This is a genomic window from Accumulibacter sp. (genome assembly GCF_036625275.1).
Taxonomy (GTDB): domain Bacteria; phylum Pseudomonadota; class Gammaproteobacteria; order Burkholderiales; family Rhodocyclaceae; genus Accumulibacter.
Genome location: NZ_JAZKUD010000011.1, coordinates 13,117 through 35,201, shown reverse-complemented (window position 1 = coordinate 35,201; position 22,085 = coordinate 13,117). Strand labels below are relative to the sequence as shown.

The window sequence follows — 22,085 nt, the reverse complement described above, 5'->3', positions numbered from 1 at the left end:
GCAGCGGGCCGCTCATTGCTCACTATAGCGCGAAGGGTGGAGTTCGAGGTGACGTTTTCGCCAGCTCAGGCTGTCGCAGTGCAGCGTCGGCGCCAGCACCGCGGCGTAACCGCGCTGCAGCGCCGCTTCGTCGATGACGCCGGCCAGCCAGGCGGCCTCCCAGCGCTGGCAGCCGTGCCGGTAACGCGCCTGCTTGCGCGGCGTCAGGCGCAGCGAACCGCGCAGCACGCGCGCGCCGCAATAGCTGACGCCACGCTCGCTGCGGTTGATCTGAACGTTGGCTTTCAGCGTCAGGTGCCGCTCGCGCTGCAGCCATTCGCGCAGTTCGCCGGCCACCTGCCTGACGCTCTGCCGGTCGTCGCCCCAGCAGAGGATGTCGTCCATGTAACGGACGTGGGCGCGGACCAGCGGGTGCGCGAGCAGAAAGCGGTCGGCGCCGTCGAGGTAATGATTGGCAAAATGCTGCGAGGTCAGCGAGCCGATCGGCAACCCGCGCCTGGGAGCCGCCGGGCACGCGGCGATGATTCGCCCGAGCAGGGCGAGGAAGTCGGCGCCCTTGAAGCGCCTGGCGAGCAGCCGCTCCAGAATCGCGTGGTCGATCGACGGGAAGTAGGCGTCGACATCGACCTTGACGAACCACGCAAAGCGGCGCAGCTCGGCCTGCACCTGGCGTATCGCGCGATGCACGCCGAGCCCCGGCCGGCAGGCGTAGGTGCTCGGAACCAGCGTACGCTCGAAAACCGGTCCGGCAAGATTCATGATCGCGTGGTGGAGAACGCGATCGGCGAAGCACGCGGCGTGGATCAGGCGTTGCTTCGGGTCGTGGATCAGGAAGCTGCGATACTCGCCGTAGGGAACGACGCCGGCCAGGATGTCGCGGCGCAAGCGGGCAATCGAGTCGTCGAAATGCGCGCAGAAGCGCCTCACTTCCGGGCGCTGCCGCTTGCCGCGCGCCGCTTTCCACGCCGCGAGGGCGAGGTTGTCGGCACTCGCCAGGTCGGCGAGCTCAATTCGCACGCGCTGCATCGGTCGAAGCACCTGCCGGCACCGTGAATGCCTTTCGCAGCAGCGGCAGGAAATGGCTGGCGTACTTGTCGACGCGCGCCTTGCCGACGCCTTCGATCTCGCCGAGCGCCGTAGCCGTCGTTACCCGCCGCGTGACCATCGCCGCGAGCTGCTCGTTGGTGAACAGCGCAAACTGCGGCACGCCCTCGTGTTCGGCGAGCGACCGGCGCAAACCGCGCAGCTCGGCATAGACGGCAAAGTCGGCCTCGTTCAGCAGCTCCCGGTAATCGATCCGCTTCCTCTCGGCAGGCGGGCGAGACGAGTCTTCACCGTCGAGCGTTGCCACGCAGAACGTCCAGTACGAGTGGGACCCCTGATCGACGAAGCGCTTTTCGACATCGGCTACCCGATGCTGCGCGCAGAACGCGTTGAGTGCGTCCTGTCCCGGACCGGGATCGCGCACTTCGATGGTGAACACATGGAATCTCATGGGCGTTTGAAGAGATCCTTCAGTCGTTGAGTGAACGTGCGCGACGTTGCGCCGCGCACCCCGGAGCTGCCGCCCGTCCCGGGCGGCAGCTCGACCGCCGGCACCCGCTCCGCGGGCGCCGGCTCGCTGATCGCCGGCTCCGCCGGCGACTTCCTTCCCACCTGCCAAGCCGGCTCCGCCGGCTTCTGGGGACCTAGGGCGAGCCGGAACCCGCTGACGAAGTCGTGCCTGCCTGGCTCGTACCCGAAGCGGTTGGCAGAACGGACGAGCCCGCCGTGGCCGTTCCACGAGCCGCCGCGCAACACGCGGGCGCCGCCCGACGGCGCGCCGCGCGGGTCCACCTGCGGCGTCGTCGGGTAGTCCCCGTACCAATCCGCACACCACTCCAAGACATTGCCATGCATCTCGTACAGGCCCCACGGATTCGCCGGCAGGGAGCCCACTGGCACGGTCTTCCGGCGATAGACGCCCTTCGCGCCACCGGCGTAGGGATAGTTTCCGTCGTAGTTGACCTGCTCGGGAGTGATGTTCTCGCCAAACGAAAACGGCGTCGTCGTTCCCGACCGGCACGCGTATTCCCATTCGGCTTCGCTCGGCAGGCGCGCTTCGAGACCGGGCAGCCGACGGTTCAGCTCGCCCAGGAAACCCTGAACGTCGTCCCAGCTCACCTGCTCGACCGGATGGGAAGGGTTGTCCTTGAAGCGGCTCGGGTTCTCGCCCGTCACCGCCTGCCACAGCGCCTGCGTGCACGCCGTGTCGGCGAGCCAGTAGCCCTCGCTCAGCGTCACTTCGTGCTGCACTTCATCGTCGTAGCGTTCGGGCTCGCCCTCCGGCGAACCCATCCGGAAACTCCCCGGCGCGATCCAGCGGAAGCGCTGCGTGACGCCCGCGACGGCGATTTCGCCGAACAGCCCGTAACGATCGACACCGAGCGCCTGTTCGCCCGTCCAGGCACCTTCGGCTCCACCATCGGCCTCTGGCGGATGCCAGTCGAGGCGGCAGCGCTCGCCGCGCCAGAACACCTCGGCGTACAGGCCACGCGCGTCGCGACCGATGGCGCTCGCCCAGACGGGCTTATTGAGCGGCGTGACGACGAGATCGAAATGCTCGCTGTGCAGCGCGATCCGCTCGACTTCGCGCGTCAGCCGGGCGATCCTCTGCGGCAGCGCGCCGGCGGCGAAATAGCGCCGGTCTGGTGAATCGGCACGGTCGGCGCTGCGCGTCAGCGTCACGTAGACGCCGCGATCGACCAGTGTGAGCTCGGCATCAGGGCTGCCGCCGGCGGCGTCGACCGGTTCGAGCCACAGTTCGTCGCCACGCTGGCGAAGCGTGCAGCGGACGCGCGATGCCGGCTCGTGCGCGTCGTGCAGGAAATAGCCGAGGTCTTCCTCGCGGACGCCTTCCGGCAGCTCGACCATGACGCCGGCCGCCAGCCGCTCGCGCTGCGCCAGCGCCCAGTGCGCGGCGAGCGCCGGGTTGGCGGCGAGCGCGGCGTCGCTCTGGCGCGCGGCGTGCCGCTGCAGCCACTGGCGCAGCGCGCGGTCGTCGCACCGGCGGGCGGTTTCGGCGATGTCGGCCTGCCAGCGCTCGGCGTCGGCGGCGAGTGCCGGCGGAACGGCTTCGGGAGCGAGATGCCGGCACGCCAGCACTTCGGCGCAGCGCACCGAAGCCGGCAGGCCGGCGTGCTGCGCGAGGAGGCGCGCGACTGCCGCCTGGCGCAATGCGGGCGCCAGCGCGCGGAACTTCTGCTGGTATTCGGCGATTGCCAGCGGACTCGCGAACTGGCCGGCGTGCGCGCTGGTGACCAGATCGGGATGCTGCCAGACCAGCGCCTCGACGAGCACGTCGGCTTCGCTCGCCGGCAGCAGGTAGCGCAGCGCGCGCAGCAGGTCCGGTTCGATGACGACGGCCGGCGCGAGCAGCGTCAATAGCGTGTCGAGCGCGCGCTGCCGGCGCTCGTCGCCGGCCGGGTCGCCCGCCGGCGCACGCAGCGACGAAGTGGACGAGGGGCGCAGGCGGCTGTGGCGGTCCCATTCGACGAGCGTCAGGCTGCCTGGCGCGCCGGCGCCGTGCTGGCGCGCCGGCAGCGGGCAGAGGACCAGCGCCGGCACGCCGGCGCTGCGCAGGCGATGGCCGAACTGCTGCCAGCCGTTCGCCGTGTCGGGCGTGCTGTCGAGCAGGCCGGCGTCGCCGAGGATCAGCAGCGGCGTGTTCGGCGCCGGCAGCGGCCAGCGCTCGGTCGTGCCGGCACCCGGCTGGCGGACGCGCGGCTGCCGGCCGGGTTCGCCAGCAAGGATGCGGCGGTCGATGCCGAGCTTGCCGTGACGCTTTTCGAGCGCGCGGCAGAGCGCGTTGAAGTCTTCGTGAAACGGCCGGGTGCGCCGGCCGTAGTCGCCGAGGATGGCGATGCGCGGGCTCCAGCCGTGGCCCGGCAGCAGCGGGAGCGCGCGCAGCACCTCGCCGCGCGTCAGCCTTTCGAGCAGCCGCGGCAGGTCGGGCTGGCGGGTCGCGAGGCGGCGACCGAGCACGCGGCGCAGGAAAGGCCACAGCCGCGACCAGCGGGTCAGCGGCGGGCGCGGCGGCAGGTGCAGCGAGGTCGCTGGCGGCCGCGAATCGCTGCCGAGAACCTGCGCGTTGGCGAGCCACGGCGGGGGCGGCGGCCCGGCCCTGGCGGCGGCTTGCGGTTCGCGCCGGCGATGTCCGACGACGCGGAAGAAGCGCGCCATCGGCAAGGCCGGCGGTCGTTCGGGCAAGGCGGCGGGTGCGCTGCGGTCGACCGGATCGCCGAATGGCGTGTCTTCGCTGCCGCCGCTGATGACTGGCGGCGGCGCCGGCGCGCGCGGCCGCCGCTGGTAGCCGAGCGCCGCGGCGGCGTGCGCGAGCGCTTCGTCGCCCCCGGCGGCGTAGATGCGCAGCAGGTCGGCACGACCGACGGCGGCCCGTGAATGCAGAACCGTCGTTTCCATCAGCCGGCCGGCGGGTGCTTCCTGAGCGCGAACTCGCCGACCCTGGCGAGCAGCGCCAACTGCTCGTCGATGACCGGTGCGAGGCGGACGACGACGCGCAGCAGGTCGAGGTATTCGGCCTGACCCGGCCCCTGCAGCCCCTGGCTGGCCGCCGCCTGGCGGTCCTGCCAGAGCTGGCGCGCGGCTTCGCGATAGACGTCGGCGTGGCAGCGTGCGTGGAAATGCAACCGGCCGCGTTCGATCAGCCGGGCGCTGAAAGCGTCCTCGTTGCTCGGCCACTGCAGGTTGAGCACCAGGCAGCGACGGATGAACGCCGCCGGCAGTTCGCGCTCCTCGTTGGTGGTGATCACGACCAGTGGCGTCGGCATCGTCGGTGGCGCGCAGACGGCGGCGTCGAGCCAGGGAACGCTGAAGCCACCGTTGCCGAGCGTTTCGAGCAGGCCGTTGGGCAGGTCGGCTTCGGCCTTGTCGATCTCGTCGATCAGCAGCACGCTGCCCTTCTCCGGCAACCAGCCGGCCGGCGGCTGCGGCCGCGCGCCGCGCCCGCCGCTCTGTTGCTGCTGCTGCAGCGCCGACCGCCAGTCGAGGACCCACCACAGCGCGCCGGGGCTCAGGTAGTTGCGCGGGTCGAGGCGCTGCCGGACCTCGTCGGCGCCACAATGGTGCGCGCCCATCGCCTGCGCGTCGCCGAGCCGGCCGAGCGCGTCGAAGCGCCACTGCAGGTCCTGGCTCTCGCTGCGCGCATGCACGACTTCGGCAACGAACAGGCGGCCAAGCGCCTCGGCCGCGGCGCGCGCCAACTGGCTCTTGCCCGACCCCGGCTCGCCGCGCACCAGCAGCGGCCGCTGCGCGGCGAGCGCCGAGCGAACGGCCCACGCCGATTCTTCGTCGAAACGATGCACCGACGCCGGCCACGAGCCGCGTTGCGGCAGGGGGAGGTCGGAGAGCGGGATTTCGGGGATCTTCGGGAGAGGGAGGTTCATCGTCTTTTCGCCAGCAGGTCGGGGAGGGTCAGGAATTCGCGGATGATGGTGAGCAGGCGGCTTTCCTTGTCGACCAGGAACGGGGTTTCCGGTCCTGGGGGGCGCATGTAGATCACCGTCAAGGGAAACTCACCGATGAGCTTTTCGTGGAAGTCGCGCCGCTGCAAGGGCGAGTGGTCGTCGGTCGTGATCAGGAGATAGTGATGGTGCGACTTGTGCTTGGCACGTTCGCCGAGCGTTTCCCTGAGGTTGTCGAGGATCTCGTCGTCGCTTGGCTTTGCGGTCGGATTGGCTCCGCATTTCAGCTCGGGGAAAAGCTGCGCGGCAATATCGAGGCCGATTTGCCTGACCGCGTACTCGTCATCCCAGCCGGACTCGACTACCGGGAGATCGAGGCGTTCCTCACCGACGATGTCGAAGCCCCTGACCGGACCGAAGCGTGGGCGTATCTGCCGGTAGCGCGAGCTGAGGATCTCGACACCGCACTCGGTTCTGACCAGGATCTCGAAAGTGGCTTCTCCGTCGCTGTCGAGTTGCTCCTGCTTCTGCACCCACTCGGGACGGACGGCCAGAACGCTGAGCCACGCCAGCAGCGTCTTGGCGTTTTCCCAGACATCGGAGTCGCGGATGGTTTGTGGCGATCCGCGCGGCAGGGCCTTCTCGGTTGCCGGCCGCAGTACGTCGCTGAGTGCGACTTCCGGCCTGGCCGTAGCAAGAGACCTGGCGAGGTCAGTCGATGTGTTCAGCAGCCCTTGCTTCCGCGCCTGCTCGTGAAGGACCTTGGCAAACGAGGGCAGCGCATCGAGGATCTCGCGTATCTCCACTTCGACCCTGGCGACGAACTCCTCGTCCTTCTGCCGCGATGCGTGTGCTTGCTGCCTCGTGCCGCCTGACTTGCCCGCCAGGATCCTCGCGATCAGGGCGGCGAAATCGGTGTTGAGATGCACATCGGGGTCAAGGGCGTTCATGTCGCAGACAGTCGCCAGCGACTCGGCGATCAAACGCCGAAACTCCGCATAGTCGTCTACGGCCTGGTTGAGCGGGCGGGTGTACTCGCGGTCGAGCTTGTTGAGCCTATCCCCGAGCCTTTTCTTCTTGCACTCCCAGTGCTCGAGGTAGTCGGCCCAGTCTTCCGGCTCAAGCGACGTGCCACGCAGGACGATCGGGCTCACTCGCGCCCGGAAATGGCCATTGCGCCAGATTTCCCGTAACTCGTACAGGCAGTACCGGGAGCGCAGATAGCGGTCGCTGAGCACCACCACGACATGCTCTGCGGCAGCCAGCCGATCCATGAACTCGCGGATCGATCTGCCGTAACCGACATGGGCAATGTCGCGCACCAGATCGATCCCGCGCGCCCGACACACCGCGCCGAGTCGGTCGACAAGCCGGTGCTGCTCCTCGTCCTTCCACGCATACGAAACGTAAACGCTGACCATTGCCACCCTCCCCCGCAGGTTTGTGGACCCATCCGTTCATGATAACCGCGTCAACCCGACCAGTCGCGTGTTCCTGCTCGCGACGATTCCTTCACCAGCGCTCAGCGACCGGCAGGCATGGGTCGCAGGCTGGCTTTCGCGCCGCGGCCGACCGCCGCACTCAGGGCCGCCAGCGCCTGCGATTCGAGCCGCCAGCGGTGCCAGTACAGCGGCACGTCGAGGGGTTTGTCGCGAACCAGTTCGACCAGTTGGCCGGCGGCGATCGCGGGCCGTGCCATGACCTCGGGCACCATGCCCCAGCCGAGTCCAGCGCCCGTCAGGCCGAGGAAACCGTGCACCGAAGGCACGAAGTGCGTCGGCGGCGCTACCGGCTCGGTGGTTTGCAGCGCGATGAACTGGTCTTGCAGCGCATCCTTGGGGTTGAAGCGCAGCATCGGCGCCCGCGCCAGGCTGCGCGAGTTGACTCCGTGTGCGAAATGACGGGCGGCGAAATCCGGCGCTGCCACCGCGAGGTAGCGCATCACGCCGAGAGGTTCGACGCGGCAACCCTGGACCGGCGCAGCGCTGGCGCTGACCGCCGCCATCACCGTCCCGTCGCGCAACAAGGTGGCCGAATGGTCCTGGTCCTCGACGCGCAGGTCGAAGAGCAGGTCCGTGTCGGCCGACAACGCGGCGATGACGGCCATGAACCAGGTCTCGAGCGAGTCGGCGTTGACCGCCACCGGCAGGCGCACCACCGGCCGCTCGCCGGCAGGCGCGGCCTCGCTGCCGCCAAGGGCGCCGAGCATCTCGGTTTCGAGTAGCGCCACCTCCTCGGTGTAGCGCACCAGAAGCCGGCCGGCCGCCGTGGCCTGGCATGGACTGCTGCGCTGGACGAGGACCTGGCCGAGCCGTTCCTCGAGTTGCCGGATGCGCTGGCTGATCGCCGATGGCGTGACATGCAGGCGGCGCGCGGCGGCGTCGAAGGAACCTTCGCGGATGATCGCCGCGAAAGCGGCGAGCTGGGCATTGTCCATTTTCATGGCTTTAATGTGAAAGTCGCGTCAGCGACTCACGACTTTCATGATCGGGGCGGGGGGCTGGAAAAATCATGACCGTTAGCAAAACTGATGGCAGTTTAAATAGTTTAGTTTTTCTTTTCACTCTCCGCTCGCTACGCTGTGCTCCGAACGATCGGAGAGCACCCGCATGAACCCTTCATTCCTCGCCGGATTCCTGGCCTGCATGGGCCTCATAGTCGCCATCGGCGCGCAGAACGCCTTCGTTCTGCGGCAAGGTCTGCGCGGCGAACATCTGGTCCTGGTGACGCTGATCTGCGCGTTCTCCGACGCGCTCCTGATCGGCGTCGGCATTGCCGGCCTCGGGCAACTGATCCAGGCGCAGCCATCCCTGCTCGACGTGGTGCGCCATGGCGGCGCCGCTTTCCTCGCTTGCTGCGCCTGGCAGGCCCTGCGCCGTGCCTGGCAGGGCCAGCGCCTGGAAGTCGCTGCGGCGGACAAGCGGACGATGCCGGCCGCGACGGCAGTATTGACCTGCCTCGGGCTGACCTTCCTCAACCCGCACGTCTATCTGGACACCGTGATTCTGCTCGGCAGCATGGCCAACCAGCACGGCGAGGAGGGGCGCTGGATCTTCGGCCTCGGCGCCTGCACCGCCAGTGCCGTCTGGTTCGTCTCGCTCGCCTGGGGCGCCCGCCGGCTGGTGCCGCTGTTCGCCCGGCCGGTCGCCTGGCGGATGCTCGACAGCGGCATCGCGGTGGTGATGGCCGGACTTGCCGCGGGCCTCGTCCTGGCCGACCTGCCGGGGTATGGGTAAAGTCCGACAGGCTGCCAGGCTGACGGTGCCCATTCGGTCAAATGCGCGGATGCTCGGGCTATGCTGCACGCCCGCTTGCGTATACACTGCCGCGGCATGGCCCGAAGCGGCAATCACTCTGACTTTGCCATCCCTGGCGGCGAGTCCAGCGGCCCCTCATTTTGGAGAAACATGATCCTTGCCAGATTCGTTGCGCGTCCTTGCTGACGGTACCGCCGCATGATCGCAAATACCGGCGGCGACATCGAGCCAACGCCATTACCCGGAGCCATGCGCCGGAAGCTACCGCCGGCGGCGGAAACCATCGCCGCTGAAATGGCCGGTTTTCGGCGCGAGATGCTGCGTTTCGCGATCCTGCAGTTGCGTGATCAGGCCAGTGCCGAAGATGCCGTGCAGGAGGCGATGCTTGCCGCGCTGCAGGGGGCCGACCGTTTTGACGAGCGGGCCAAGTTCAAGACCTGGGTCTTTTCGATTCTCAGGAACAAGATCGTCGACATCATCCGGCGACGGGTTCGCGAACCGAGCTACCAGGACCCCGAAGACGAGATCGACGAAAGCGATTTCGACCCGCTTTTCTCCGCCAACGGCCACTGGCAACGCGACGCCCGCCCTGCGGACTGGGGAGACCCGGAAAAGAGTTTTGAGAACCAGCGCTTCTGGGCCGTCTTCGATACCTGCCTGAATCGCCTGCCGGCGGCGACAGCGCGCGTTTTCATGATGCGCGAGATGCTTGGTCTGGAAACCGACGAAATCTGTGAGGAACTGTCGATGAGCAGCAACCACTGCTGGGTGGTTCTGCACCGGGCACGCATGGGTCTGCGCCTGTGCCTCGATCAGAAATGGTTCATGGCCGGGGCCATCAACCCACTGGTCCGAGAATGAACTGCAAGGAAGCCATCCGGCTGATGTCGGAAGAAATGGACCATGATCTCGCTGGCGGCCATCGCTTTGCCCTGCGGCTGCACAAGCTGATCTGTGTCGGCTGCCGAAACTACCAGAAGCAACTGTCTTTCCTCCGGCAGGCGTGCCAGCAACAGGTGGCTCCCGACGACGCGACCCCACCGCCACCGCCGGTTTGAATGCTCCTCAGCGCCCCACGATGCCGCCATCCTGGCGGCGGATGACCAGGGTTGCCGAGCGTGGTCGACCACCGGTCAATTCAGGGAACTGACTGGCCGGCCAGACTGATCCGGTTCGCGGCCTGGCTGGATCGAAACGGCCGCCGACGACCTCACCGGGATGCTGAACGTTGATGAACAGATTGCAACCGTCAGGACTGGCGGTGAGTCCAGTGATCTCGCAGCCTCTTGGCCCGGTGAGAAAGCGCCGGATTTCGCCACTGGCAACGTCGGCGACCAATAGCTGATTGTTGCCGAATCGCTCATGGTCGCCACGGCTGAGCGCGCTGCCGGAGACATCGGTGGCAATCCACAGGCGACCGTCGGGGTCGAACCATAACCCGTCCGGACTGGCAAAGGCGTCACCGCGAATGTTGCCGCGTTTGTCGGGGTCGGGATGCTGCGGGTCGCCGCAGAGAACGAAGATGTCCCAGGCGAAACGGTCGGTCGCTGCCGCGGCACCCTGCCTGCCCCCCTCGCGCCAGCGGATGATATGGCCGAAAGTGTTGTCGGTGCGTGGATTGGCGGGGTCGGCTGTGCTCCGCTGGCGGTTGTTGGTCAGGCTACAGTAGGCTTCACCGGTTCGTGGATGGACGGCAATCCACTCCGGGCGGTCCATCTTGGTCGCACCGACCTGGTCGGCAGCCTGACGGGTATGGATCAGGACGTCGGCCTGGTCGGCAAAACCATGCGCTGCGTCGAGACCGTTCTGCCCATGCTGCAGGGCAATCCACTGGCCGCGTCCATCGGCCGCAAAACGGGCAACGTACAGCGTCCCGACCGTGAGCAACGCAGCACCGCTGCCTGGCTTGCCGGCGTCGAAACGATCGCGTGAGACGTACTTGTAGAGATACTCGAAAGCCTCGTCGTCGCCCATGTACACCACCACCCGACCATCGCTGGCCAGCGTCAGCATCGCTCCTTCATGTTTGAAGCGGCCGAGTGCAGTGTGCTTGACCGGTTCGCTGCCCGGATTCCAGGGATCGATTTCGACTACCCAGCCGAAGCGATTGGCTTCGTTGGGCTCGCTCGCCACATCGAAACGGCGGTCATGCTCGTGCCAGCGGTAGCCGGCACTCCGGGCACGGATACCGTAACGTTTCTGCGCCGGTGTCGGCTGGTCGAGTCCGTTGAAGTACGCGTTGAAATGCTCCTCGCAGGTCAGGTAGGTGCCCCAGGGCGTCACGCCCATTGCGCAATTGGCGAGGGTGCCGGCGACGCGTTGACCATCCGTGTCGTCGCGGGTGCGCATGGCGGCGGTGCCGGCGGCCGGGCCGTCGATGCGCATCGGTGTGCGCGCCGTGATCCTGCGGGCGTAGGCGGAAGGCCGGACGAGCTGCCAGCGCAGGCCCTTGCCGCGGCTCATAAATTCGATCTCGATCACCGAAACGCCATGCGCATTCTGCGACTTGAGCGTTTTGGCCTGGCTCCAGTTGGCGCCACCCTCCGGGTGAAGCAGGTTTTCGTCGGTGTATTCGTGGTTCACGCACAGCAGGCCGTGCGTCGACGAGGGTTTGCCGTGGCTGACGAAAGGAAAGAAATGCATCCCGTCGTGATGCATTCCCGCCTGCTCGGCCTGCTCTTCGGCGCTGTTACCGGCATCGGATCGAAAAGCCGGGCCATTCGAAACCGGGTCCCCCCAAGCATAGAGCACCTGCAGCATATAGGCTTCGGGAACCCGTACCAGATCCTCTGCAGACGCGGCGATCGCTTTGAAACCGATCTCTGATCGGCCCGCAGTCGCCCGCGCGGGCAAACCGAGAAATGGCAGTACGACACTACCGAGACCCAGTTGCAGCAGGCGGCGGCGCATTGGGGCGTGTGGCCCAAGCGCTGCGAGAAGCTGCTCAAAAAGCGGGTTCGGGCTGTCGTTGCTGACCGGATCGTCATCCATGGGCGGCATTGCTGCAAAGAGAGCGAAGGGAGCGATTATCAGGCAAACGAGGCCGGCGGGCCAACCGGCAGGCGGTAGCGGGCTCAGAGCAAATTTGTTCTGACAGTCCCCAGTCATTCCGGCGTACGCCGGAATCCGGATTCGTGCATCTGATCAAAAATGAAGCACATTTCGCCGGAGCACTGGCTCCAGACTCTTGACCTTCCCTGCAGGAGGCGAATACGATGGCCCTGGCTTAGTTGGCAGAATACCTTGAGCCGAATCGAATAGCGGCTGTGCTGCTGCCCTGACTTTCTCATTGTCATGAACCGTCTTGGATAAGAGTGTCAATGTCTTTGTCTGCGCCAATCTGGTCATGGCCTACTGCTGGCTGGTTGCGCGCCTGCCGTGCGCGGCCGAAACCCTGCGCGCCGACGGCTTTCTGGTGGAACCGGGTGGCAAGGGACTCAACGTAGCGGTGGGCACGCGCCGTCTGGGCGCCGAGGTCAGCGCGCTGGTTGGCGTTGGGCGCGATTCCGGCGGCCGGTGTTTGCGCGATCTGTTTGCCGCGGAAGGTATCTCCACCGAACTGGTGTTCGACTTCGACACCCCGTCCGGGCATGGCGCCGGACTGATCGGCGCCAATGGCGAGAACCTGATTGCCGTCTATCCCGGCGCAAACGATCGTCTCGAAGCCAGTCACGCGATCCTTTCGCAAGCCGCCATCGCCGCCGCCGATCTGGTCTATGGCCAGTTCGAGACATCGCTGGGCGCACTTTGGGAATGCTTCCGCCGCGCACGCAGGGATGGCGTGCGCACGGTGCTCAACCCTTCACCTTGGCAGCCCACAGCGCCGCAGCTCCTGGCATTGTGCGATATCCTCATCGTCAACGAAGTGGAAGCGCAGGGGCTCATCGGCTGCGGAGATCTGGATCAGGACACCCTGATGGGCTGCCTCGCGCAAGTGCGCGGACACGTGGCCGATTTCTTTCGAACATGGTCAGGCGAACTTCTGGTGTTGACCCTGGGCTCACGTGGCGCCCTCGCCTTCCCGCGCGCAGGGAATTGCGTTGCCGCTCCGGCTTATCCCGTCACCGCTCTCGACAGCATCGGTGCCGGCGACTCCTTTGCCGCCGGCCTGTTGCACGGTCTGGGAACCGGCATCCCCCTCCCCGACGCACTCGACCAGGCCAATGCCTGTGGCGCTTTCATGGCCGCGCATCGGGGCGTGTTATCCGCACTCCCGACGGCGGAGCGGCTACGCGATTTCAGACGCGGCCTGGCGGCTGTTCAAACCGCAACTTCATTGCCGTGATTGCGCCGATTGCGCCGGTCAGGACGACCATGACCGCGTTGGCCACGCTCAGCGGCAGCTCCTGCCTGAGCAAACCATACACCAGCCGAAGGGCCAGGCCGGATTTGAGTGTCCTCGAGTTGGCATCGGTCATCCGGTGAGCAGACCGCGCTCACCCCCGACGCCGGCGGGTTCTCTCAAGCGCGCAGCTTCAACCGATACGCGTAGGCATCGCCGCGGAACAACCCTTCCACGTATTCCACAAGTTTCCGGTGACTGGAGTAGGTGCGGCGCTTCAGCAACAGACAGGGCGCGGGCGCCGAAAAACCGAATACTTCGCTTTCCATCCCGGAACTCAGCACCGCTTCGATGCTCTGATCCGCATCGGCGAGGACGATCCCGCACGGATCGCGCAAGAAGGCATAGGCCGAACCGTTGGTATCCCAATTCTCCAGGTCCGGCGCCAGGCCCAGGTCATACCAGGCTGTCTCGTAGCTCATGGGCTGTTCGTCGCCCAGACGCAAGCGCACCAGCTTGAGAAAACGCGCCGACGAAGGGCCTCCGAACATGGAAGCCAGCGTACGATCCTGTATCACCACGCGTTCCAGCAGACGCGTGGAAGGTGTCATCCCCAGTTCGCGCATTTCCTCGGAAAATCCCTTGAGCCGGCCCATTTCGGGACTCACGCGCGGCGTACCGCGAACCACGGTGCCGCCACGCCCGTAGGAAGCCAGCTTATGGGTCTCGCGCAGCGCGTCGTAGCAGCGCTTGACGGTCGTCCGGCTGACGGCAAGCAAGTCTGCGAGCACCCGTTCCGGGGGCAGGTTGACGCCTTCCGCCAATTCACCGGAATCGATCAGGCCGGTCAGTTGCTGCAGAATCTGCTGATAGTAAGGCTGGGAATTGCCTGGGTTGGGCCGCAGACGCTCGGCCAATGCTTCAACTGGAATCAGTTCGGTCACTGCTGGTCTCCATTTTGGATCGGTCTACGTGAGTCTCATGATAATCGACAATCGGGCGTCGAAACCACGCCTACGGTAACGACCTCGGCAAGGATTTCACCGCCATACCGCATCTGTCCGGCGGATGTGCGGTCGATCTCACTGCTGTGCGCCGGGCCGTCATGCCGCAGGGCCAAGCGTACGTCTCGCGACGGATGATGCACCGCACGGACCTGAGTTCGCGTGACGGATAGCATAGCCATGGGAAGTCTCGCCGGAATTCCAGACTATTCAGTCGAAGTCCACGCTGACCAAGAACATCGCCCGGCGTCGAGCCATATGGATGCCAAAGTGGAGACACCGGCGATCCAGCGGATGTTCCGCGCTCCCTGGGCGACAGCTGTCGGATTTCTTTACATGCCCGGGCAGGCGAATTGGCGGGATTTTTCGGCGACAACGGACGAACATCCGGGAGAGTGACCCCTCTCATCCGGATGACGATCATGGTATGGGCATCCTATGGTGAATCGCGCAGGCGTGGGACGAAATCCAGAGACGCTCACATCGGCGCTGTCGTATCGCATTACGGGCATGTACGTGTCGACAATTTTTACAGATCCCCTTCGAGATGACGGAACAACGGGGATCTTTTCGCTCCCTGCCAGCGGCTGACGGTGCGACCACTCGCGCTAACCGCATGAAGTGCAATGAAAACCCATCCAGAGCACGTGAACATGCCCAACTATGGCACGGTGTTTGCTCTTTTTGGATACTATTTGGATACTTTGGAGTTCAAAATGAAGACACTTGCATTGGCCACATTGGCTCTGCGGATGTTTGACTTGGGTGCTGGGTCCGCTCGCCGTTCCTGCCTCCGGTTCCAGGGGGCCATTCGGAAAGACCGGGATCCGCACGCGAGAAATGTCATCAGGCCGGAGGTCATGCCCGCGAGTTCCGGCAATCGAATCCGCACCGTTCGCCGCGTGCTCGCGGCAGCGGCCGCCTTGTTCATCCTCGGCGCCGCGCCGCAGGTCAACGCAGCAAAATACGAGGCCGATGTCGTGTTCGTGGCGCGCTCGCAGAACGCGTTTGCAGCGAGCAACACGTTCTCCGCGCGCGGCCAGTTCGACCTGAGGACACCGTTCGACATCGATGCATACCGCCAGTCCTTCGGCCCGTTGGCGGTCGGTGTGTCCGCGAAGGGCAGCGTGGGTATCGGCGTCGATGCCTACCTCACCGGTGGCACATTCGACCTCGCGTTGCCCGTGCGGCAGAAGTTCGACTATCCGGACGACTACGCGGCCGTCGCAGGGCGCAGCTTTTTCCTGACACCCACCAGCCGTCTGGCCGATTCCTGACACCCACCAGCCGTCTGGCCGATGCAACGGACACGAAGTTTACCGTCGCAGCGCTCCAACCGGCCAAGGATCCGAAGGGTGACCTGCTGGATGGTCTACAAGACGTTCTTCGGTTCGAGCCCGGCGAACGTGAAACCCTCGGTGAACTTCGACCTGGGGGGTGTCGATGTCGCGGTGTCTGCGCTGCTCAACCTCGGCCCAAGCGTGTTCGCCGAGGCCTGCGCTGGGCCTCTCTGTAAGCGTAGTAGCGCCGATCTGCCGAAGTTCGTGAACGCACGCATCCCGTTCTTCACGCAGAACAACCTCGGCTCGAAGCTCGACGACGGCATTGCCAAGGACCTTGGCAGCGGGATCGGCCCCGTCCCGCCGATCCCGCTGGCCGGCCCCGCGCTGCCGAACGCCACGCGTTCCTACGGCGGCAGTGTGCCACTGTTCAACCTCGGCTTCGACGTCGGTGACAGCCTGAACAACGTACTGCGTGCACGCGGCCTGCCCCCCCTTAGCGGCAGCGTGGACCCCTTCAGCTACCAGTTGCTCGACGGTCATCTCGGGTTCGCCGCATCGCTCTCCGCGCAGTTCGACATCACCACGAAGACGCGCGTGGCCCTCCTCTTCAACCAGCCCGTGCAGGTGTTCGAGGACGGCGCGTGGCAGAGTCCGGGCTATACGAGCGTTTTCGATCCGGCGAACCCGCTGCAGTTGCGCACGGTCGCCAACGTGTCGGAACTGCGCGTGAAGCCGTCCTACCTGCTGGATGCCGACATCCACAGCGCTGTGTCGCTGGCGTTTGCCGGCCAGTCAAGCTTCGCGGGGCCAGAAGTGCGCGCAGAATTGCTGGGCTTCGAAGGCACCACGTCACCGCTGTTCAATCTGAAGCTGAATGCGGATGGCTTCGTGGCACCGGTGGTGGATTCGAGCTTCAAGGCAAACGTGATCCCCATCGACACGCCGGCGTTCCGGATCCTGCTGGAAGACCCGCGGACGCGCCTGCTGCGCGAGGCATCGAGCCTGACCATGACGGTGGCGCGCGCGGGCGATGTGGCGGCCAATGGCCACGGCTTCGGCAACCTGCGCAATGGCACACACGGCGATGCGGGCTACTTCGATGTCACCGTGGCAGGCACCTTCCGCCAGATCTCGTCGTTCGGATGTGGTCTCGCCGATGCTGGCGCGTGCCCGCCGGACGAACTATTCGAGGCCGACGAGCCGGTGGTAATCAGTGGTGTGGAGATCGGTACGCTGTTCTGCGTGACCTGCCGCGGCCGCGTGACGGACTTTACCTTCTCGCCCAGGGTGGACACTGACGGCGACGGCAGCCTGTACCTTTCGAACCTCGCACTGGGCATCGACACGGAGGTGGGCCGGCCGTGTTTCTCCTGTGACGAGGGGCTGTCTCTCGAGCAATTGCGCCTGCAGGCGGGCCACTTCACCGACGCGCGAATCACCGATGTGCCGGAACCGGGCGTGCTGTGGCTGCTGGGACCTGCGGTGGTACTGGCCCTGCGTCGGCGTTCCGCGATGCTGAAGAAATAGTACCGGGAATAAAACGGTTACTTCTTCTTTGCGCAGCCTCATAACCCAATCCTGCGCCGTGCGCTAGCCTGTCTGACGCCCCATTTGGCGCGTGTTGGCAGGAACAGCGATCGCTCGCGATTGGGCAGGGTCATGCGTCAGGGCTGAAGTTTTCGCAACAAGGTTGCATTAGGCAGTCGAATGCGGCAAGATCCGTATTTCGCCATAAGTTTCGACCAGCAGTTTTCCCTGCCGACTACACTGTCTGATGCCTACCCCACTCCGTTCAGCCCGATCGACAGGCGTCCTGAAGCTCGATCCGGTGCTCTGCAGCAGCACCGCCATCCGCTTGCTGTGGGCCTTCGCGGCGCTGCTGCTGTTGTGGACGACCGTCCTCTGGGCACTCGATTGAACGCCGTGCAACCGTCATGTCTGCGCCCGCCCTTGCAGGCTGAGGCGCTGCTCTACTTTGACGATCTGACGCTCGGCTACAACCGGCATCCCGCCGTGCACCACTTGCGTGGCGAAGTCGCTACCGGCAGTCTGCTGGCCATCGTCGGCCCCAACGGCGCCGGCAAATCGACGCTGCTCAAGGGCATCGCCGGCGAACTGCGACCCCTGCAGGGGAGGATCGGCCTGAACGGCCTGCAGCGCCGGCAGATCGCCTACCTGACGCAGCAGGCGACGCTTGATACGAGCTTCCCGATCGTTGTTCATGACTTCGTGGCGATGGGCCTGTGGCGCGAAATCGGTGCTTTTGCCGGCCTCGACCGCGTCCGCCGGGAGCGCATCGAAGCGGCCATCGATGGCGTCGGCCTGGGCGGACTCGAAGGACGCCCGATTGGCTCGCTCTCTGGCGGTCAGTTGCAGCGCGCGCTGTTTGCCAGGGTCCTGCTCCAGGACGCGCCGCTGGTGCTGCTCGACGAGCCCTATGGGGCGATCGACGTGGCCAGCGTGCGCGACCTGGCGGCGCTGGTGCGCCGCTGGCACAGTGAAGGGCGAACGGTGATCTCTGTCCTGCACGATCTCGAACATGTTCGCCAGGAATATCCGGAAACGCTGTTGCTGGCGCGTGAAGTCGTCGCGCGCGGTGACACCGCGAGCGTACTCAGCGAGGCCAACCTCTTGCGCGCCCAGCAACTCGCCGAAGGCCGCCGCGCGGACCAGGCCACGGCGATCTGTCGCAGCCACCGGATGGGCGCATGACCGAAACGTTGTCGTCGCTGCCACTGCTCTCGCCATTCATCGAGTTCGGCTTCATGCGCCGGGCACTGGCAGGTTGCCTGGCCCTGTCGCTGGGTGCGACGCCGGTCGGTGTCTTCCTGATGTTGCGCCGCATGAGTCTCGCCGGTGATGCGATGTCGCACGCGATCCTGCCGGGCGCGGCCATCGGCTATCTGATTGCCGGACTGTCCCTCCCGGCAATGACCCTTGGCGGCCTGATGGCCGGCCTGGCGGTGGCGGTGCTGGCCGGTGGCGTGGCGCGCAATACGGTGATCAAGGAGGACACCAGCCTGGCGACCTTCTACTTGCTCTCGCTCTCCGCCGGCGTGCTGATCATCTCGCTGCGCGGCAGTAGCGTCGATCTGTTGCATGTCCTTTTCGGCAGCGTGCTCGCGCTCGACGACGCCGCACTGTACCTGCTTGCCAGCTTCGCCTCGCTATCGGTCGTCGCGCTCGCGATCGGGCTGCGTCTGTTCGCGCTCGAAGGCTGCGATCCGGCTTTCCTGGCGCGCATCAGCCGCCTCGCGCCGGTCGCCCACTATGGTTTCATGATCCTGCTGGTGCTCAACCTGGTGGCTGGTTTCCACGCCCTCGGCACGCTGATGGCGGTCGGCATCATGATTCTGCCGGCGGCCACGGCACGCCTGTGGGCGGGGACCCTCGGCCCAATGCTGCTGATCGCCGTGCTGACGGCTTTTTTCGGGTCGCTGATCGGCCTGCTGCTGTCGTACTACGCCAACCTACCGGCGGGACCGGCCATCGTGCTGACGCTTGGTGCCTTCTACCTGCTGTCGATGGGAATCGGCCGACTCGGGCCGCTGGCCAGCCGCTGGCGGCCGAATTGGCATTTCGAACGCTGAACCCTGATGAGAAATCCAGTCATGCCCATGATTCTTCTGAGCGCGCCTTTCCGGCTTCTGGCAATAGGGCTGCTGGCCATTGGACTGCTGGCCATTGCCAGTCTGGGATCGGTCGGTCGGACGGTGGCTGGCGAGGCGCTGCCGGTGGTCGCCAGCTTCAGCATTCTCGGCGATCTGACGCAGCAGATCGGCGGCGACCGCGTGCAGGTATACACCCTGGTTGGCGCCGGCGCCGATGCGCATGTCTACCAACCGACACCCAGCGACGCCAGAACCCTTTCCCGGGCGCGACTGGTGATCGTCAACGGGCTCGGTTTCGAGGGCTGGATCGACCGCCTGATCAAGTCATCCGGCTATCGCGGTGCGCGGGTCGTCGCCAGCCAGGGAATCCATGCACTGCGCCAGCCGCGAGCGCATGCCGGCAAGCCTGCCGACCCTCACCAGCATCCCGGCGACCTCGATCCGCATGCCTGGCAGGACCTCGCCAATGCTCGCCGTTACGTCGCCAACATCGCTGCCGCACTCGGCGAGGCGGACCCGGCAAACCGCAGCGTCTATCAGGCCAATGCGGCCCGCCTGGAGCAGGCCATGGCGATTCTCGACGGCGAAATTCGCGCCACCTTCAATGTCCTGCCGGCAGAAAGGCGCAAAGTCGTCAGCTCGCATGACGCTTTCGCCTACTTCAGCCGCGCCTACGGGATCCGCTTCATCGCCCCGGTCGGCGTCAGTACCGACGCCGAGCCTTCGGCCGGCGAGGTCGGCGCCATCATCCGGCAGATCCGCCAGGAAAGGATCAAGGCGATGTTCGTCGAGAACATCACCGACCCGCGCCTGCTCGAACGCATCAGCCGTGAATCGGGCGCTCGCATCGGTGGCACGCTATACTCCGACTCGCTGGCAAAACCCGGCAGCGCAGCCGACAGTTATCTTGGCATGATGCGGCAGAACGCGAAAACGCTGGCGGCAGCACTGGCTGACTGAGGACCCGGAAGGAAAGCCCAGTGCGTCATCTGATCGTCAATGACCTGAGTCGCCCGATCCCGGCGCCGCGCGATCGGCTCATGTTCGCCTGATCATCAGGATTGACGTGGCCCGCAGGGGCATGTCTCCGACGCCAATGACCACTCCCATGAATCACCCTGAATCGCTCAACAGACACGAATTTTTCTCGGGAATCCGCGATACGCTGCCGCTGCTGCTCGGCGCGCTGCCGTTTGGGCTGATTTACGGCGCCATCGCGGCCACCTCGGGCCTGTCGATGACGGCCGCAATCCTGATGTCGGCGCTGGTTTTTGCCGGTTCATCGCAGTTCATCGCCGTCGGGCTGGTCGCCGCACAGACGCCGGTCGCGATCATCGTGCTGACGACCCTGATCGTCAATCTGCGCCACATGCTCTACAGCGCCACCCTCCTCCCGTATCTCAAGGATCTGCCACAAAGATGGCGAATTCCGCTGGCGTTCTGGCTGACCGACGAAACCTTCGCGGTGACCGTGCACCGCTTTCAAAGGAGCGATTCGTCACCTTGCAAGCACTGGTACCAGCTCGGCTCGTCGATTGCCATGTATCTCAACTGGCAATTCTGGTGCTTTCTCGGCCTGGTGCTCGGCCACCGCATTCCCGACGCGCAGAGCTGGGGACTCGATGTGGCGATGCCGGTGACCTTCATTGGAATGATCATCCCCTTTGTCAAAACCCTTCCGGTCCTGCTCTCCGTTCTCACGGCCGGAGCGGCCTCGCTGCTCACGCTGGCGATGCCCTACAAACTCGGGATTGTCGTTTCCGCTTTCGCCGGCATCGCCTCGGGCTTGCTGGCGCAGCGCATCATCGATGCACGCCGGGAGGCCGGCCGGCCATGAGCAGCGATGAGGTCTGGATGCTTGCCGGAATGGTGGTCGTGACCTTCGGCATCCGCTATGGTCTGTTCGCAGTGGCAGACCGGATTCGCCTGGCGCCGTGGCTCGAAGTCTCGCTCAAGTTCATCCCGCCGGCGGTGCTGACGGCCATCACCGTACCCGCCGTCCTGCTGCCGAATGGCGAGTGGCAGGTTTCGTTTGCCAATTCGTACCTGGTTGCCGCACTGGTCAGCCTGGCCGCCGGCCTCGTCACGCGCAATCTGTTGGTGACGATAGCCATGGGTCTCGCGGCGTTCTTCGTCCATCGATATTTTTTCTAGCGGCGCAAGCGGCGGTTGCGAAACGCTGCTTGGCCGATCCGTCGCCTGCTAACGGTCATGACTTTTCCAGGCACCCCCGATCATGAAAGTCATGACCGTTTCCCTCTACCCCAACCCCTCCCCCGCGAGGGGGGAGGGGAGGTTCGTGAGTCGCATACGCGACTTTGACATTAATGACCCTCGATGGCCCGTTTGCGCAGCATTTCGACGATCATTGACGCCGTCTGCTCGATCGAACGATGGCTGGCGTCGATGATTGGCCAGCCGCGCCGGATGAACAGGCGACGCGCTTCGAGCACTTCCTTGCGCAGACCGTCGATATCCGCGTAGTCGGTATTGGCTTCATCCTGCAGCGCCGTCAGGCGGGCCGCGCGGACCATCGCCAACCGTACAGGATCGACGGTCAGCCCGACGATCAACGGCTTGCTCACATGCAACAGCGCCGACGGCGGCGGCGCTCCCGGCACCAGCGGCACATTGGCGGCCTTGATGCCGCGCGAGGCGAGGTACATGCAGGTCGGCGTCTTGGTCGCCCGTGACACGCCGACGACGATCACGTCGGCACCCTCAAGATCATCGCTGCCGATCCCGTCGTCATGGGCCAGGGTATACTTCATGGCCTCGACGCGGCGGTAGTAGTCCTCGTCAAAAGCGTCGCCCGAACTGTTGTGAAGCTGCACCGTGGCGCCGGAGTATCCGGCCAGCCGGCCGAGCAGCGGCTCGAGCGCAAACTGGCAAGGGAGGTTGAGCCGGCGACAGCCTTCCTCGAGTGCCTCGCGGATATCGTGGTGGCTGATGCTGTGCAGAACATAGCCCGGCGAACTGGCGAATGTGCCAAGGATCTCGGGAATCTGGTCGAGGTGCCGGACCATCTTCCACAGCCGGCGTTTCACCTCGAGTCCGGCCAGCTGGGTGACCGCATTGCGCGCCAGCATCTCGACCAGCTCGCCCGAGGCATGCGAGACAAGATACAGGACGATGGTCCTGCTGTGCTCAGCCTTCCGTCCCTTCTCCTTGATCATCACGCCCCCT

The 22,085-nt window shown here is 65.6% G+C and carries 21 protein-coding genes; 12 read left to right on the top strand and 9 right to left on the bottom strand.

Features of this window, described 5'->3' with window-relative positions:
- Positions 1–12: 12 nt before the first annotated feature.
- The 6 genes from V5B39_RS06815 to V5B39_RS06790 form a co-directional block, all read right to left on the bottom strand.
- A complete protein-coding gene (locus tag V5B39_RS06815) occupies positions 13–1,026 on the bottom strand; it encodes a reverse transcriptase domain-containing protein (RefSeq protein WP_332342169.1) in 1,014 nt (337 codons plus the stop codon).
- A complete protein-coding gene (locus tag V5B39_RS06810; protein WP_332342168.1) occupies positions 1,007–1,483 on the bottom strand; it encodes an HRDC domain-containing protein in 477 nt (158 codons plus the stop codon). The genes V5B39_RS06815 and V5B39_RS06810 overlap by 20 nt, the downstream gene beginning before the upstream one ends.
- An 8-nt stretch (positions 1,484–1,491) precedes the next feature.
- Complete coding sequence (locus V5B39_RS06805) at positions 1,492–4,461, bottom strand: formylglycine-generating enzyme family protein (RefSeq protein WP_332342167.1); 2,970 nt, start codon at positions 4,459–4,461, stop codon at positions 1,492–1,494.
- Positions 4,461–5,444, bottom strand: coding sequence for an AAA family ATPase (locus tag V5B39_RS06800; RefSeq protein ID WP_332342166.1), 984 nt, complete (start codon positions 5,442–5,444; stop codon positions 4,461–4,463). The genes V5B39_RS06805 and V5B39_RS06800 overlap by 1 nt, the downstream gene beginning before the upstream one ends.
- Complete coding sequence (locus tag V5B39_RS06795; protein ID WP_332342165.1) at positions 5,441–6,883, bottom strand: toll/interleukin-1 receptor domain-containing protein; 1,443 nt, start codon at positions 6,881–6,883, stop codon at positions 5,441–5,443. Before V5B39_RS06795 ends, V5B39_RS06800 begins: the two co-directional genes overlap by 4 nt.
- Before the next feature lie 101 nt (positions 6,884–6,984).
- A complete protein-coding gene (locus V5B39_RS06790; protein WP_332342164.1) occupies positions 6,985–7,905 on the bottom strand; it encodes a LysR family transcriptional regulator ArgP in 921 nt (306 codons plus the stop codon).
- A 166-nt stretch (positions 7,906–8,071) separates the two neighbouring features.
- Here V5B39_RS06790 and V5B39_RS06785 point away from each other — a divergent pair, with 166 nt between their 5' ends.
- The 3 genes from V5B39_RS06785 to V5B39_RS06775 all read left to right on the top strand — a co-directional run bounded on the left by V5B39_RS06785 (position 8,072) and on the right by V5B39_RS06775 (position 9,777).
- Entirely contained in the window at positions 8,072–8,698 is a 627-nt protein-coding gene (locus V5B39_RS06785; RefSeq protein ID WP_332342163.1) for a LysE/ArgO family amino acid transporter, read from the top strand.
- A gap of 219 nt (positions 8,699–8,917) precedes the next feature.
- The gene (locus tag V5B39_RS06780) at positions 8,918–9,580 is read left to right on the top strand and encodes a sigma-70 family RNA polymerase sigma factor (protein WP_332342162.1); all 663 of its coding nucleotides are present in this window, start codon (positions 8,918–8,920) and stop codon (positions 9,578–9,580) included.
- Positions 9,577–9,777, top strand: a complete 201-nt coding sequence (locus V5B39_RS06775) for a zf-HC2 domain-containing protein (RefSeq protein WP_332342161.1) — start codon at positions 9,577–9,579, stop codon at positions 9,775–9,777. The genes V5B39_RS06780 and V5B39_RS06775 overlap by 4 nt, the downstream gene beginning before the upstream one ends.
- A 7-nt stretch (positions 9,778–9,784) precedes the next feature.
- Here the strand turns inward: V5B39_RS06775 and V5B39_RS06770 are convergent, their stop codons facing one another.
- Positions 9,785–11,710, bottom strand: coding sequence for a PhoX family protein (locus V5B39_RS06770; protein ID WP_332342160.1), 1,926 nt, complete (start codon positions 11,708–11,710; stop codon positions 9,785–9,787).
- Between the two features lie 313 nt (positions 11,711–12,023).
- Here V5B39_RS06770 and V5B39_RS06765 point away from each other — a divergent pair, with 313 nt between their 5' ends.
- Positions 12,024–13,004, top strand: coding sequence for a ribokinase (locus tag V5B39_RS06765; RefSeq protein WP_332342159.1), 981 nt, complete (start codon positions 12,024–12,026; stop codon positions 13,002–13,004).
- 176 nt (positions 13,005–13,180) lie between these two features.
- On the opposite strand, the gene V5B39_RS06760 is transcribed toward V5B39_RS06765, so the two are convergent.
- Positions 13,181–13,918 carry a GntR family transcriptional regulator gene (locus tag V5B39_RS06760; RefSeq protein ID WP_332342158.1) on the bottom strand — a complete coding sequence of 246 codons (738 nt, stop codon included), beginning with the start codon at positions 13,916–13,918 and terminating at the stop codon, positions 13,181–13,183.
- A gap of 713 nt (positions 13,919–14,631) precedes the next feature.
- Here V5B39_RS06760 and V5B39_RS06755 point away from each other — a divergent pair.
- From V5B39_RS06755 to V5B39_RS06720, 8 genes are all read left to right on the top strand, one after another.
- Positions 14,632–15,282 (top strand): hypothetical protein, encoded by a 651-nt coding sequence (locus tag V5B39_RS06755; RefSeq protein ID WP_332342157.1) that lies wholly within the window; start codon positions 14,632–14,634, stop codon positions 15,280–15,282.
- Between the two features lie 90 nt (positions 15,283–15,372).
- Positions 15,373–16,815, top strand: coding sequence for a hypothetical protein (locus tag V5B39_RS06750; RefSeq protein ID WP_332342156.1), 1,443 nt, complete (start codon positions 15,373–15,375; stop codon positions 16,813–16,815).
- 247 nt (positions 16,816–17,062) lie between these two features.
- On the top strand, positions 17,063–17,206 hold the full coding sequence (locus V5B39_RS06745; protein ID WP_332342155.1) for a hypothetical protein: 144 nt from the start codon (positions 17,063–17,065) through the stop codon (positions 17,204–17,206).
- Between the two features lie 5 nt (positions 17,207–17,211).
- On the top strand, positions 17,212–18,000 hold the full coding sequence (locus V5B39_RS06740; RefSeq protein ID WP_332342154.1) for a metal ABC transporter ATP-binding protein: 789 nt from the start codon (positions 17,212–17,214) through the stop codon (positions 17,998–18,000).
- The gene (locus V5B39_RS06735; RefSeq protein ID WP_332342153.1) at positions 17,997–18,878 is read left to right on the top strand and encodes a metal ABC transporter permease; all 882 of its coding nucleotides are present in this window, start codon (positions 17,997–17,999) and stop codon (positions 18,876–18,878) included. Before V5B39_RS06740 ends, V5B39_RS06735 begins: the two co-directional genes overlap by 4 nt.
- 21 nt (positions 18,879–18,899) lie before the next feature.
- Complete coding sequence (locus V5B39_RS06730; RefSeq protein ID WP_332342152.1) at positions 18,900–19,859, top strand: metal ABC transporter substrate-binding protein; 960 nt, start codon at positions 18,900–18,902, stop codon at positions 19,857–19,859.
- 148 nt (positions 19,860–20,007) lie between these two features.
- Positions 20,008–20,736 (top strand): AzlC family ABC transporter permease, encoded by a 729-nt coding sequence (locus V5B39_RS06725; protein ID WP_332342151.1) that lies wholly within the window; start codon positions 20,008–20,010, stop codon positions 20,734–20,736.
- Positions 20,733–21,053 carry an AzlD domain-containing protein gene (locus V5B39_RS06720; protein ID WP_332342150.1) on the top strand — a complete coding sequence of 107 codons (321 nt, stop codon included), beginning with the start codon at positions 20,733–20,735 and terminating at the stop codon, positions 21,051–21,053. The genes V5B39_RS06725 and V5B39_RS06720 overlap by 4 nt, the downstream gene beginning before the upstream one ends.
- 170 nt (positions 21,054–21,223) lie before the next feature.
- Here V5B39_RS06720 and V5B39_RS06715 read toward each other — a convergent pair whose 3' ends face one another.
- Positions 21,224–22,075, bottom strand: coding sequence for a pyruvate, water dikinase regulatory protein (locus V5B39_RS06715; RefSeq protein WP_332342149.1), 852 nt, complete (start codon positions 22,073–22,075; stop codon positions 21,224–21,226).
- Positions 22,076–22,085: the final 10 nt, after the last annotated feature.

What these genes read in the sequence shown, in the direction of transcription:
- V5B39_RS06730 (WP_332342152.1), top strand. Translation starts at nt 18,900, where the DNA reads ATGCCCATGATTCTTCTGAGCGCGCCTTTCCGGCTTCTGGCAATAGGG.
- V5B39_RS06805 (WP_332342167.1), bottom strand. Translation starts at nt 4,461, where the DNA reads ATGGAAACGACGGTTCTGCATTCACGGGCCGCCGTCGGTCGTGCCGAC.
- V5B39_RS06745 (WP_332342155.1), top strand. Translation starts at nt 17,063, where the DNA reads ATGCCTACCCCACTCCGTTCAGCCCGATCGACAGGCGTCCTGAAGCTC.
- V5B39_RS06795 (WP_332342165.1), bottom strand. Translation starts at nt 6,883, where the DNA reads ATGGTCAGCGTTTACGTTTCGTATGCGTGGAAGGACGAGGAGCAGCAC.
- V5B39_RS06720 (WP_332342150.1), top strand. Translation starts at nt 20,733, where the DNA reads ATGAGCAGCGATGAGGTCTGGATGCTTGCCGGAATGGTGGTCGTGACC.
- V5B39_RS06800 (WP_332342166.1), bottom strand. Translation starts at nt 5,444, where the DNA reads ATGAACCTCCCTCTCCCGAAGATCCCCGAAATCCCGCTCTCCGACCTC.
- V5B39_RS06815 (WP_332342169.1), bottom strand. Translation starts at nt 1,026, where the DNA reads ATGCAGCGCGTGCGAATTGAGCTCGCCGACCTGGCGAGTGCCGACAAC.
- V5B39_RS06770 (WP_332342160.1), bottom strand. Translation starts at nt 11,710, where the DNA reads ATGGATGACGATCCGGTCAGCAACGACAGCCCGAACCCGCTTTTTGAG.
- V5B39_RS06725 (WP_332342151.1), top strand. Translation starts at nt 20,008, where the DNA reads ATGAATCACCCTGAATCGCTCAACAGACACGAATTTTTCTCGGGAATC.
- V5B39_RS06715 (WP_332342149.1), bottom strand. Translation starts at nt 22,075, where the DNA reads ATGATCAAGGAGAAGGGACGGAAGGCTGAGCACAGCAGGACCATCGTC.
- V5B39_RS06785 (WP_332342163.1), top strand. Translation starts at nt 8,072, where the DNA reads ATGAACCCTTCATTCCTCGCCGGATTCCTGGCCTGCATGGGCCTCATA.
- V5B39_RS06775 (WP_332342161.1), top strand. Translation starts at nt 9,577, where the DNA reads ATGAACTGCAAGGAAGCCATCCGGCTGATGTCGGAAGAAATGGACCAT.
- V5B39_RS06780 (WP_332342162.1), top strand. Translation starts at nt 8,918, where the DNA reads ATGATCGCAAATACCGGCGGCGACATCGAGCCAACGCCATTACCCGGA.
- V5B39_RS06755 (WP_332342157.1), top strand. Translation starts at nt 14,632, where the DNA reads ATGAAAACCCATCCAGAGCACGTGAACATGCCCAACTATGGCACGGTG.
- V5B39_RS06750 (WP_332342156.1), top strand. Translation starts at nt 15,373, where the DNA reads ATGGTCTACAAGACGTTCTTCGGTTCGAGCCCGGCGAACGTGAAACCC.
- V5B39_RS06735 (WP_332342153.1), top strand. Translation starts at nt 17,997, where the DNA reads ATGACCGAAACGTTGTCGTCGCTGCCACTGCTCTCGCCATTCATCGAG.
- V5B39_RS06790 (WP_332342164.1), bottom strand. Translation starts at nt 7,905, where the DNA reads ATGAAAATGGACAATGCCCAGCTCGCCGCTTTCGCGGCGATCATCCGC.